The 13,148-nt window shown below is 50.9% G+C and carries 11 protein-coding genes; all 11 read left to right on the forward strand.

Going from position 1 to position 13,148, the window contains the following annotated elements:
* Nucleotides 1-20: 20 nt before the first annotated feature.
* The 11 genes from ACMGEE_RS11915 (at nt 21) to ACMGEE_RS11965 (ending at nt 13,106) form a co-directional block, all read left to right on the forward strand.
* Nucleotides 21-1,076 carry a glycosyltransferase family 4 protein gene (locus tag ACMGEE_RS11915; protein WP_436830076.1) on the forward strand — a complete coding sequence of 352 codons (1,056 nt, stop codon included), beginning with the start codon at nt 21-23 and terminating at the stop codon, nt 1,074-1,076.
* A gap of 11 nt (nt 1,077-1,087) precedes the next feature.
* Complete coding sequence (locus ACMGEE_RS11920) at nt 1,088-1,888, forward strand: glycosyltransferase family 2 protein (RefSeq protein ID WP_301251112.1); 801 nt, start codon at nt 1,088-1,090, stop codon at nt 1,886-1,888.
* 69 nt (nt 1,889-1,957) lie between these two features.
* Nucleotides 1,958-4,174, forward strand: coding sequence for a phage tailspike protein (locus ACMGEE_RS11925; RefSeq protein WP_253460074.1), 2,217 nt, complete (start codon nt 1,958-1,960; stop codon nt 4,172-4,174).
* Between the two features lie 293 nt (nt 4,175-4,467).
* Nucleotides 4,468-5,697: a glycosyltransferase gene (locus ACMGEE_RS11930; protein ID WP_301251111.1), complete on the forward strand. Its 1,230-nt coding sequence runs from the start codon at nt 4,468-4,470 to the stop codon at nt 5,695-5,697.
* A gap of 425 nt (nt 5,698-6,122) precedes the next feature.
* Nucleotides 6,123-7,019, forward strand: a complete 897-nt coding sequence (galF, locus tag ACMGEE_RS11935; RefSeq protein ID WP_301251110.1) for a UTP--glucose-1-phosphate uridylyltransferase GalF — start codon at nt 6,123-6,125, stop codon at nt 7,017-7,019.
* A 47-nt stretch (nt 7,020-7,066) separates the two neighbouring features.
* The gene (gene galE / locus ACMGEE_RS11940; protein ID WP_253460080.1) at nt 7,067-8,080 is read left to right on the forward strand and encodes a UDP-glucose 4-epimerase GalE; all 1,014 of its coding nucleotides are present in this window, start codon (nt 7,067-7,069) and stop codon (nt 8,078-8,080) included.
* Between the two features lie 518 nt (nt 8,081-8,598).
* Nucleotides 8,599-9,678 carry a dTDP-glucose 4,6-dehydratase gene (rfbB, locus tag ACMGEE_RS11945; RefSeq protein WP_301730471.1) on the forward strand — a complete coding sequence of 360 codons (1,080 nt, stop codon included), beginning with the start codon at nt 8,599-8,601 and terminating at the stop codon, nt 9,676-9,678.
* A complete protein-coding gene (gene rfbD / locus ACMGEE_RS11950; RefSeq protein ID WP_436830077.1) occupies nt 9,678-10,565 on the forward strand; it encodes a dTDP-4-dehydrorhamnose reductase in 888 nt (295 codons plus the stop codon). The genes rfbB and rfbD overlap by 1 nt, the downstream gene beginning before the upstream one ends.
* Before the next feature lie 48 nt (nt 10,566-10,613).
* On the forward strand, nt 10,614-11,495 hold the full coding sequence (gene rfbA / locus ACMGEE_RS11955; protein WP_436830078.1) for a glucose-1-phosphate thymidylyltransferase RfbA: 882 nt from the start codon (nt 10,614-10,616) through the stop codon (nt 11,493-11,495).
* Between the two features lies 1 nt (nt 11,496).
* Nucleotides 11,497-12,045, forward strand: a complete 549-nt coding sequence (gene rfbC, locus ACMGEE_RS11960) for a dTDP-4-dehydrorhamnose 3,5-epimerase (RefSeq protein WP_436830079.1) — start codon at nt 11,497-11,499, stop codon at nt 12,043-12,045.
* Between the two features lie 119 nt (nt 12,046-12,164).
* Entirely contained in the window at nt 12,165-13,106 is a 942-nt protein-coding gene (locus ACMGEE_RS11965) for a glycosyltransferase family 2 protein (RefSeq protein ID WP_436830080.1), read from the forward strand.
* Nucleotides 13,107-13,148 lie beyond the last annotated feature (42 nt).

The raw sequence follows: 13,148 nt of genomic DNA on the forward strand, positions 1-13,148 counted from the left end.
TTTCAACAGGATGATTGAATATGTACAAATTGCTGATCCTTATTGACGGCATTTCCAACAGCGGCGGTACGGATCGCGTTGCCAGCACCTTATCCAGCCTGCTCAGCAATAATGATTACGACGTCACGCTCTATTCGTTGAACAAAGGCGATCCTTACTATCCGACCGATGCGAAAGTGAAAATTCGCTATCCCGAAGCGACCGCGCGCCTGCTTAAGATCCGCGAGTTTATCCGCTTTGCGAAATCGCAGCCCTTTGACGGCATTATGATTATCTCCATGGGCAAGCTTTCCGTGCAGGCGCTGCTGGCCATGAAGCTGTTCGGCGTGAAGTCAAAAATCATCTGCTGCGATCACGTCTCGATTGAAACCTTTAAAACGCCGATCCGTCGCCTGAAAGTGTTCTGCTATGGCCTGGCGGACAAAATCGCCGTGCTTACCGATCACGATAAAAGCTATCTGGAAAAAAATTACGGCGTGAAAAACGTGCACGTGATGAGAAACATCTCGCCTTTCCATGCTGAAAGCAGCGCCAGCAGCTTTGATGACGTTTTCGCCGGCAAGCAGGATCGGGTGCTGGCGGTGGGCCGTCTTACTTACCAGAAAAATTTCGACCGGATGCTCGACGTATGGCAACGCGTGGATAAGCAGGGCTGGACGCTGCAAATTGTCGGTGACGGCGAAGACAAACCCGCGCTGCTGGCGAAAATTAAAAGCTACGGCATGGAAGCGAGCACGGAAATCATTACGCCCAGCAAAAAGATCAACGATTACTACCGCGCCGCCGGCATCATCATCATGACCTCCCGTTATGAAGGCCTGCCGATGGTGCTGATCGAGGCGAAAAACTTTGCGCTGCCCGCCGTCGCCTTCGACTGCAAAACCGGCCCGGCGGAAATTATCAAAGACGACGGGTTCGTTATCGATTACGACAACGACGACGCCTTTGTGGCGCAGCTGAACATGCTGATCGCCGACGAGCAAAAGCGCAAAACCTTTGCCCACGCGGCCTGGCGCAACGCCGAAAACTACGGGCCGACGCTGATCTTACAAAAGTGGAATGACCTTCTGAATTAACGGGTGATGTTATGTTTTCAGTTCTTATGTCTCTCTATCACAGAGAGAAACCGGAAAATGTTGAGCAGTGCATGCAGAGCCTGTACGAGCAGACGCTGCCAGCTGACGAGATCGTGCTGGTCTACGACGGCCCGCTGGGCGACGATCTGAAAGCGGCGGTCAACAACTGGATGGACAAGCTGCCGCTTGTCATCGTGCCGCTGGAAAAAAACGTCGGTCTGGGCAAGGCGCTTAACGCGGGTCTGGATCGCTGCTCGCATAATATCGTCGCGCGCATGGACACCGACGACATCTGCCTGCCGGAACGCTTTGAAAAACAGATCCCCTATATGGAAGCGCATCCTGATATGGCGCTGCTGGGCGCGGCGGTAATTGAATTTGATGAATTCGGCAACGAGCGTCTAAAGCGTCTGCCGCTGAACAACGCAGAGATCCGCCATTTCGCCCGCATGAAAAACCCCTTCAACCATATGTGCGTGGTGTTCCGTAAGGATAAGGTATTGGCGGCGGGCAGCTACCAGCACCACCTGTTTATGGAAGATTACAATTTGTGGCTGCGTATGCTCTCGCAGGGCTATGACGTCGCCAACCTGCACGATGTGCTGATGCGTGTGCGCTCGGGCAGCGAGATGGTCAGCAAGCGCCGCGGCATGACCTATATCAAAAGCGAGGTGCAGCTGTGGTCGTTAAAGAATCGCCTGCGCCAGACTAACTTCGTGAACGGCACGCTCTATTTTCTGATCCGCACCTCAACGCGGGTGATGCCGGTAAGCGTAATGAAGTTCCTGTACGAGCGGGATCGCAAAGGATAAAAAAGCCTGCACCGGACTATACCTCTGGATGAAACAGCATCGACACTTACCTGATTAACGGAATTTTGTATGAAGCGCAGAGAATTAATCCGAACAGCATTTTCCTCTATCGTGGCAACCGCAGCACTGAGTTCGCTACCCGCAGCCGCCCGCAGTGAAGAAGCGGGTCTGAAGCTGAAGAAAGTGCCGGCCGATGCCATTCCCAAAAATGACGTGCCGATTTTTTCACCTGACGACGTCTTCACCATGCCCGCAGAATTCTGGCATGACTTTAACGGCAAGCTCTATATCGGCAAGGCGGGCACCGATCCCGCTCAGCATCCGATCGACGTTTTTGTTAAAAGCGCCAACGGCGAAGTTTCGCTGCTGTCGCAGCCCGTGTCGTTGAACAGCGATACTTTAAAACGTTTTGTGGCAGCCAAAGGCGCGCTGTGGTCAAACAGCGAATATTCGATGGCGCTCTATAACGATCGCGACGAGCAGCTGTTCTACGTGCCGGATGTGAAAAACAGCGGCGCTTCCGAATTCAGCCGCCGTCTGGCGCAGCCTTCCGGCTACCAGCTGATTGGCGAAATCGGCTCTTACGATGAATTACGCCAGACCCGACCGCTGTTCAACGGCGCAAAAGTGCGGCTTAAGGGCTGGCACGCCGGAACGGAAACGGGCGGCGGCGCCTTTGTCGGCGAGCTGAGCAAAGCACAGGATGACGGTGGCTATATCGCCTCGTCCGGTCAGGATTACCACTGGCGTCGCATCTCTGACGATCTGAACGCGCTGACCATCTTTGACTTTGGCGCGGTGGCCGACGGCCGCACCGACTCGCTGCCCGCCATTCAGGCAATGTTCCACTGGGCGCAGGATAACAACAGAATGTTGTCCGTGCAGTTCCCGGCCGGGCGCTTTTTCGTCTCCTCGTTTGATATTTCCGCTAACTACGTCAGCTACTTCCGCGTATCGGGCGCGCCAATCAACTTCGGCTATTTCCCCTCGACCACGATTGTCTCCGATGGCAAATCGGACTTTGCCTTTAAGGTGAACGCGCGTTGGGTAGAGATCAGTAACCTGAGCTTTGAAGGCCGCAATAAAGAACTGCCGAACACGCAGGGCTTCTATCACAACTCGTGTCCGGCGGGGCAGTACTTCCGCGGTTCCTGTCTGCGCTTTATTGGCGTTGGCGGCACGTCGCTGAGCCTGGTTGATACGCTGGATTGTAAAATCGACCAGTGGTATGCCAATAACTGTACCGGCGATGTGATCAAAGCGACCTGGTCCTATACCAAAAAAGGCAACTGGGACCACAGCACCGCTATCGAACTGTCGAACTTCAACGTGCAGCACTGCTCTAAAGGCATGGCGCTGAACCTGCCGCGCTGTACGCAGTCGATTATTCACAACGGCTGGATTGAGCACACCGAGTTTCCGGGCGATCTCTCTAACGGTCAGTGGATCGTGGATGCGTTAAGCATTGAAACCTGCCCGAACCCGCTGATTGCCCACCACTCGCGGCTGAATATGCGGCAAATCAACCTGCAGGCGAAAAGCTGGATTGATAACTCGCTGCAGGGCGATGAGTGGCTTGGCCCTTACGAACGCGGTTCTACTCGCGTAGAGTCTTACGGCATCGCCGCCGACGGCAGCATGAAGTACAACTATCTGACTTCACGCTTTCGTATTCAGAACAACAGCAACCAGGAAAAATGGTATCTGTTGGGCAACATCCATACGCCGGATGTGGGCGACAGCTGGGAAATTGAGATCCTCGGGCAGTCGCAGTTCAGCAATGGCACCACGTCGGAGCCGCTGCATAATCTGTTGAACGATCGCAACACCGGCGGTAAAGCCGTTATCACCTTGCAACGTAAGGTTCACGGTTTTGAAGGAAGCTGGCACATCGAGGGCAGCAGCCCGATTGTCGACGTGATGTATACCACTACGCACGATGCCGATACGCAGGTCTTTGTGAAGCTGGCAGGCTGGGTCGGCTCGTCCGGCGTGATGATGAAAACCACGGCGCGCGATCGCTTCCTGACCGGCCAGTGCGCCCGCTTCGATGCGGAGATGGACTTCAAAAATCCGCCGCAGGGCGCGCGTCAGGCCGTGCGTCGCTTCTCGCTGCACAATGGCAAAGCAGGGATAGGCGCCAACGAGCAGGGCGATCTGCTGGTGCAGTCGCGGCAGTTGGATGCGGCCGAGGTCGATACCACCAAACCCGGCGGTTTTGTTTCCATGGTGATCAACGGCCAGCAGGTTGCGGTGCCCTGGTATGCGCTAAAAAATCAGGGTTAACGGCTGCTTTCGGCGGTCAGCCTGCTTTTAATCGTAAAAAAGCAGGCTAGCCGGTTGATTTTTAGGATAATTACGCTTGCCTGGCTGCACAGGTTAGCTGCTAGTATTAGATAAAATTGATCAAGCTGTTCGGGGCAGGGCGAGACGTTCCTGCCCTGTTGCTAAAACCGCCTCTTGGTGGATACGACGCTGCGAATATTATGTCTTTCGCCCCGGGCGATCCGCCAGTCTGCGCAGGAGCGCGTTCCCGGGACTTACTACCGAAGACGTCGTCAGTATTTTAGGGTAAATCGATGAAACTAACTTTTTTCACCATGCGTTTTCCGGTAGCGTCAGAAACCTTTGTGCTCAACCAGGTAACCCACTTCATTGACAGTGGATATGACGTAGAGATCATTTCGGTATTTCCGGGCGATCACGTTAACCGGCATGCGGCTTTCGATCGCTACAATCTGGCGGAACGTATTCATTATCTGTTGCCGGAAGAGCAAAAAAGCAACGCGGAAAAGCTAAAGCAGCGCCTGAAAATGATCCTGCCGAAGCTCTTCAAGCCTGGGGTTATTAAGGCCATGAACGTGGGTCGCTATGGCGATCAGTCCATGAAGCTGCTGCTGCCGGCTATCGTCGCCTGGGCTAAGAAACCTATTACTTCAGATGTGTTTCTGGTGCATTTCGGCTACGCGGGCGCGCTGGCCAACAAGCTGCGTGAGCTGAAAGTGCTGCGCGGCAAGCAGGCAACGGTTTTTCACGGCGCGGATATTTCCCGTCGTTTTATCCTCAACGAGCACCGTAAAGATTATCCCATCCTTTTCCGCGATACCGAGCTGCTGCTGCCTATCAGCCATCTGTGGGAAAGAAAGCTGATTGCCATGGGCTGCCCGCCGGAGAAAATCCAGGTCACGCGGATGGGTATTGAACCTGAAAAATTCAATATGAAAGCGCGTGAAGCGCTGCATCAGCCGTTACGTATCCTTACCGTGGCGCGCCTGACCGAGAAAAAAGGCCTGGGTGTGGCGGTGGAAGCCTGCAAATATCTGAAAGAGAAAGGCGCTAATTTCCAGTACACCATTATCGGCAACGGCGATATGGAAGAGCAGATGCGCGACACTATTCGTCAGGCCCATCTGGAAGACTGCGTGCAGATGGTCGGCTTTAAGCCTCAGGAAGAGATTAAGCGTTACCTGGACGAAGCCGACATCTTCCTGCTGCCTTCGCTGACCGCCGCCGATGGCGATATGGAAGGCATTCCCGTTGCGCTGATGGAAGCGATGGCCGTAGGACTACCGGTGGTTTCCAGCGATCACAGCGGCATTCCGGAGCTGATTGAAAACAACGTTTCCGGCTGGCTGGCCCCGGAAGGCGATGCGCAGGCGCTGAGCGATATCCTGTTCCGGCTGTCCAAAGGCGATGTGGACGTCGCGCCCGTGGTCGCCGCCGCTCGCCAAAAAGTGGAAACGGAGTTTAACCAGCATATTGCCTATCAGGAACTGGCGGAAACGCTGGAAAAGCTGGCTAAGCGTTAATAAATCGCACTATTAATTTCAGATAATCTTTATTAAAGCGGCAGAGTAAATTTGCCGCTGAGTGCAGCGTAATTATATTTTTGTGCGGACTTATCGAATACCCGACAATTAATTCAGCGCTAAGCTAAGACAGGTAAAGGCGATTGCTGTGGCAATGGCCTTTTTTTATTTAAGACCGATAAGTTATCGAAACTGAACGAGGTTCACGGCAAAGTCTGGCAAAGCCGCGCCGCCTGCGTTTGCAGGCTCGCAGCTCAAGGGCCGTTTGCCGCGTGCATTTATGAAAATTCATGGGCTAAGCATTAAAATGCCGGTCCTTATATGGGCCAGCCGCAGCTAAATTTTCAGATTAAGATTATACTTGCTGAATATCACTTTAATGCATAATTGCTGAACGTTTTTTACTTCATTTATATGGAAAAAATATGACCAAGCTTAAAGCAGTTATCCCCGTTGCGGGTCTGGGTATGCACATGCTCCCTGCTACAAAAGCCATTCCTAAAGAGATGCTGCCCGTTGTCGACAAGCCGATGATCCAGTACATCATCGACGAGTGCGTAGCGGCAGGCATCAAGGAAATTGTTCTGGTCACCCACGCGTCCAAGAATGCGGTTGAAAACCATTTCGATACCTCTTATGAGCTGGAAGCCCTGCTGGAAGCGCGCGTGAAGCGTTCGCTGCTGAGCGAAGTGCAGTCAATCTGTCCGCCAGGCGTGACCATCATGAACGTGCGTCAGCCACAGCCGCTGGGCCTGGCTAACTCTATTCTGTGCGCTCGTCCTATGCTGCACGATGAAGCTTTCGTGGTCGTCCTGCCGGACGTGCTGCTGGACGACTCTACTGCCGATCCGCTGCGCTATAACCTGGCCGCGATGGTTGCGCGTTTCGAAGAAACCGGCCACAGCCAGGTGCTGGCGCACCATATGCCTGAAGCCGACCTTTCCGAATACTCGGTGATTAAAACGAAAGAAGTTATGGATAACCCGGGTCAGACCAGCCAGATCCTGGAGTTCGTGGAGAAGCCGGAGCAGCCGCAGACGCTGCAATCCGATCTGGCTGCGGTAGGCCGCTACGTGCTGTCCGCCGATATCTGGGCCGAGCTGGAAAATCTGGAGCCGGGCGCCTGGGGCCGCTACCAGCTGACCGACGCTATCGCCAGCCTGGCGAAAAAGCAGCGTGTTGACGCACAGCAGCTGACCGGTACCAGCTTCGACTGCGGCCGTAAATTAGGCTACATGAAAGCTTTTGTCTCCTGGGGACTGAGAAATAACGCGCAGGGCCGCGAGTTCCGCGAAGAAATCAAAAAGATCCTCGCTAAGTAATTTCCCATTATTTAAGGTCGCGCCAGCGCGGCCATAAAGGAGTCAATATGGCTATTTTGGTAACGGGCGGAGCGGGCTACATCGGTTCGCACACGGTGCTGACGCTTCTGGAGCGCGGCGACGACGTGGTGGTTCTGGATAACCTGAGCAACGCTTCCCGCGAATCTATCGTTCGGGTAGAAAAGCTGACCGGTAAAAAGGCCGTTTTTTGCGAAGGTGATATCCTGGATCGCGCCTGCCTGCGCGACCTTTTCGCTCAGCACAATATCACTGCGGTTATTCACTTTGCTGGTCTGAAGGCGGTTGGGGAATCTACCCGTATGCCGCTGGAATACTATCAAAATAACGTGACCGGCACGCTGGTGCTGCTGGAAGAGATGCGCGCTGCCGGCGTGAATCAGTTTATTTTCAGCTCTTCCGCCACCGTTTACGGCGCGGATGCGCCGGTACCTTACGTTGAGACTACGCCAATCGGCGGCACGACCAGCCCTTACGGCACCTCTAAGCTGATGGTTGAGCTGATCCTGCGTGACTATGCCAAAGCCAATCCGGAGCTGAAAGCCATCGCGCTGCGCTACTTTAACCCGGTAGGCGCGCATGAATCCGGCCAGATTGGCGAGGATCCAAACGGTATCCCTAACAACCTGCTGCCTTATATTGCGCAGGTTGCGATTGGCCGCCTCGAAAAGCTGGGTATCTTCGGCGACGACTATCCGACTAAAGACGGCACCGGCGTACGTGACTATATTCACGTGATGGATCTGGCTGAAGGCCACCTGAAAGCGCTGGATCATCTGTCGGCTATCAGCGGTTATAAAGCCTATAACCTGGGCGCGGGCGAAGGCTATTCCGTACTGGAAATGGTGAAGGCGTTCGAGAAGGCTTCCGGTCGTCCGGTGCCTTACCAGGTCTCGCCTCGTCGCGATGGCGATCTGGCAGCGTTCTGGGCCGACGCCTCGCTGGCAGATAAAGAGCTGGACTGGCGCGTTTCACGCGGCATCGACGAGATGATGCGCGACACCTGGAACTGGCAGAGCAATAACCCTAATGGTTATAAATAGCCGTTAAGTGTTTACGTGAAAAAGCCCGGCTTATGCCGGGCTTTTGCGTATCTGAAACAAGATTTAATTTGGTTTGATGCAGGTTCCACACAGTGGAAATGCAATGTAGGTCAAAATTCATGTTCATAAAATAAGCTAAAAAGCTCAGGCGCGTATATAAAGTGGGCGATTTAACTTTCTCTAAGAAATTTCCTAAGTTGCACCGCATAAACAAGGAAAAATTCTTATTTTAGTTAGTTTTCATAATTGCTGAATGATACAATTCTTGACAGTATGTACGGGTTAAGTTGTCAATATTAGCTAAAAATATAGCGTGTATTCAAACCGTTAGGCAGCAGGGCTCTTTGGCTGGCATGTTGACAGGGCTTAAGCAAAGTCATAGCAGGATAGACGTTGACGTACTGGGGATGTATACCCAGGGGCGGTAGCGTGGCTAAATTTCAGGCTGGTAATGTAACTGACATAAATATCAATAATCTACGGTTATTGTTCCGAATCACTCCGTTTAGAGACTTGTTATGAAGATTTTGATCACTGGTGGCGCTGGTTTTATTGGTTCAGCAGTCGTAAGACATATCATCAACAATACGCAAGATGCCGTAATCAACGTTGACAAGTTGACCTATGCGGGCAACCTGGAATCAGTCAAGGACGTCAGCGACAGCGACCGGTATCAGTTTTTCAAACTTGATATTTGCGATACGGAAGGGCTGATCAAGGTCATGAACGAATGCGCGCCGGATGCCATTATGCACCTTGCGGCAGAAAGCCATGTCGATCGCTCCATTACCGGCCCTGCAGATTTTGTGCAGACTAACGTAGTCGGAACTTACAGCCTGTTAGAGGCCACGCGCCAGTACTGGAACTCGCTGGGTGAAGAGAAAAAGCAGGCTTTCCGCTTTCATCATATTTCCACCGATGAAGTCTATGGCGATCTGCCCCATCCCGATGAGATGAGCGGCGAGCTGCCACTTTTTACCGAAACTACACCTTACGCGCCGAGTAGCCCTTACTCATCAACCAAAGCGGCCAGCGATCATCTGGTACGCGCATGGGGACGTACCTATAAGCTGCCGGTCATTATTACCAACTGCTCTAATAACTATGGTCCATACCATTTCCCGGAAAAGCTGATCCCGCTCATCATTATTAATGCGCTGGAGAAAAAGCCGCTGCCTGTCTATGGCAAAGGGGATCAAATCCGCGACTGGCTCTATGTCGAGGATCACGCCCGCGCGCTGTATAAAGTGGTTACAGAGGCTAAGCCGGGCAGCACTTATAATATTGGCGGCCACAATGAAAAGAAAAATCTGGATGTGGTAAAAACCGTTTGCGCGCTGCTGGATGAGCTGAAGCCTTCCGAGGGCCACTATGCGGATCTGATCACCTACGTTAATGACCGTCCAGGCCACGATCGTCGCTATGCCATCGACTCAACTAAAATTCAAAATGAGCTGGGCTGGAAACCGGAAGAGACCTTTGAAACCGGGATGCGTAAAACCGTGGAATGGTATCTTAGCAATGATGAGTGGGTCAGCAATGTAAAAAGCGGCGCCTACCAAAGCTGGATTGAGCAAAATTACGAGAAACGTAACTAATGAACATTCTTCTTTTTGGTAAAAATGGCCAGGTTGGCTGGGAGCTGCAGCGTGCGCTGGCTCCTTTAGGCAACCTGACTGCGCTGGATCGTCATTCCACGGAACACTGCGGCGATCTGTCAAACCCTGAGGGCATTGCCGCTACTATTGCTGCTCTCAAACCAGACGTTATTGTTAATGCTGCGGCCCATACGGCCGTCGATAAAGCGGAATCCGAACCTGAAGTTGCTGCCTTATTAAATACCGAAGCCGTCGCGAAAATGGCTGATGCCGCTGAAAAAGCGGGCGCGCTGCTTGTTCATTATTCCACTGACTATGTATTCAACGGTCAGGGGGATAAACCCTGGACCGAAACCGACGCTACGGAGCCGTTAAGCGTATACGGCAAAACGAAATGCGCAGGGGAAGAGGCCATTACAGCCACGTGCAGCAGCTATCTGATATTCCGTACCAGCTGGGTCTATGCGGCGAAAGGCAACAATTTTGCGAAAACCATGCTAAAGCTGGCTAAAGACAGGGAAGAGCTTTCCGTTATTAACGACCAGTTTGGCGCGCCTACAGGCGCCGAGCTGATTGCAGATTGTACAGCGCATGCTGTTCGTCAGGCTAAAGGTAAACCGCAACTTTCTGGCATTTACCACCTGATAGCCAATGGCACAACGACCTGGCATGAATATGCATCGTACGTCATTGAAACAGGACGTAAAAAAGGTCTGGAACTTAAGGTCAGCAGGATCAATGCGGTACCGACTTCAGCTTTCCCGACCCCGGCTAAACGCCCTGCTAATTCAAGGTTGGATATCACTAAATTCCAGCAAACTTTTGCGTTAACGTTACCTGACTGGCGTATCGGCGTTGAGCGGATGCTTACCGAAGTCATTGGATAAATTCTCTAATCAGCAGTGCTGAATACTGCTAAACGGGTGCAAGGAATTATGGCAAAAAATAAGGGTATTATCTTAGCAGGCGGCTCCGGAACAAGGCTGTATCCGGTTACTATGGCGGTCAGTAAACAATTGCTGCCTATTTACGATAAGCCGATGATTTATTACCCGCTGAGCACGCTGATGATGGCGGGGATCCGCGATATTCTTATTATCAGCACGCCTCAGGATACGCCTCGCTTTGAAAGTTTACTGCGTGATGGTTCGCAATGGGGTCTCTCCATCCAGTATAAAGTGCAGGAGAGTCCTGATGGTCTTGCGCAAGCTTTTATCCTCGGTGAAGAATTTATTGGAGAAGATCCATGTGCTCTGATCCTCGGCGATAATATTTTTTACGGCCACGATTTGCCTCGTCAGCTGGAAGAAGCCTGCAGCAAAGATAAGGGGGCGACGGTATTCGCTTACCACGTTCAGGACCCGGAACGTTATGGCGTCGTCGAGTTCGATGAGGATGGCAAGGCGATTTCTCTGGTCGAGAAACCAGAGCATCCGAAAAGCAACTATGCGGTTACAGGCCTTTATTTCTATGATAATAGCGTAGTGGAAATTGCTAAATCGCTTAAGCCTTCACCACGCGGCGAGCTGGAGATTACAGACGTTAACCGTATCTTCATGGAAAAAGGAGAGCTTTCGGTTTCCATTATGGGTCGTGGTCACGCATGGCTGGATACGGGGACGCACCAAAGCATGAATGAAGCCAACAACTTTATTCAAACGATTGAAACACGCCAAGGGCTGAAAGTGTGCTGTCCAGAAGAGATCGCTTACCGTATGCAGTTTATTAATGCAGAGCAATTGCGAGAGCTGGCAAAACCGCTGTGTAAAAATGATTACGGCAAATATCTTTTAGCGCTGGCGGAGGGAAAGCTTTAACATGAAAATCATTGAAACAGCGATTCCTGACGTAAAAATCATTGAGCCTGCCGTATTTGGCGACGAGCGCGGTTTCTTTATGGAAACCTGGCAGCAAAAGAAATTTGAAGAGTTAGTTGCTCCCCGTAGCTTTGTGCAGGATAACCATTCTAAATCCGCGAAAGGGATTTTGCGTGGGCTGCATTACCAAACGGAGAACACTCAGGGCAAGCTGGTCCGCGTTGTGGCCGGAGAAGTGTTTGATGTTGCTGTAGATATGCGACACTCTTCCCCGACCTTCGGCCAATGGGTTGGTGTGCTGCTTTCTGCCGACAATAAGCGACAGCTCTGGGTGCCGGAAGGTTTCGCACATGGATTCTATGTTACTTCTGACTCCGCTGAATTTGTCTACAAATGTACGGATTATTATAATCCGAATCATGAGCACACCTTACAATGGAACGATCCAACAGTAGGCATTGAATGGCCTGTTGCTGAAGGTATTGAACCTTTGCTGTCTGAAAAAGATCGAACAGGAAAATTATTCAATGAAGCGGTCTTTTTTGACTGAGTCACTACCGGCAAGTTAAACTTCCATCACGGGCCAGCCGATGTTATCCCGCTGCTTTTTTCTGAGGCGATCGGACTGGCTTGTATTTCACTGGAAGCCAACAGATAGTGCGATTTTAAATGTCCAATAATGATGAAATAAGCATTCTCTTTTGTAGCTATAATGGAGAGCTGTATCTTCGTGAGCAACTGGATTCGATCATTAATCAGACTCATGAAAATTGGAAACTCTATATTTCTGATGATGGCTCTTCTGATAACACATTAAATATAATTGAAGGCTATAAGAAAAGCTTACCTGAAGGTAAACTGCATATTATTCATGGCCCACGCAATGGCTTTGCGGCTAATTTTCTCTCATTGATAAAGAATAAAAAGATTTCTTCACCCTGGTACGCCTTCAGTGACCAGGATGACATCTGGCTTGAGAATAAGCTGGAACGTGCTTTGACGACCGTTTATCGCGCCAACATTGAGGATGCTCAGAAACCAGTGTTGTATGGTGGTCGAACTCTGCTTGTTGATGAAAAGAAAAATGTTATCGGGCAGTCAGCCATGTTCAGGGGTGAATTTAAACTGGAAAATGCTCTGCTGCAAAGCTTTTCCGGTGGTAATACAATGCTTTTCAATGATGCGCTAAAAAAGATAATTGAACCACTTCCTGAAGATATTTCCATTGTCTCTCACGACTGGTATCTTTATCTAATCTGTTCGGCATTTGAAGGCGAAAATATTTACGATGCCGAGCCGCAAATTCTTTATCGTCAGCATGCTAATAATTTAGTAGGCAGTAATTTGGGCTTCTTATCAAGGCTGAATCGATTGATAAGCCTTTATAACGGCGAGTTTGCTAAATGGAACAGACTTAATAAACAGAGTCTTGATTTTTTTTATAACAGATTAAGTGAAAAAAATAAAATCATCATAAATAATTTTTATGCATGTCAAAACAAAAATTTGGTTGCCAGGGTAAAAGGTTTTCGGGAGTCAGGCGTATATCGCATGTCTAAAGTAGAAACGCTGACTTTCACTATGATAAATATGCTGGGAAGATTGTTTTAAATATTAATTAGATGGTGGGAAGAAATGAAAGGATTATTGCAC

Source organism: Erwinia artemisiae (assembly GCF_051400835.1).
Classification (GTDB): Bacteria; Pseudomonadota; Gammaproteobacteria; order Enterobacterales; family Enterobacteriaceae; genus Erwinia; species Erwinia aeris.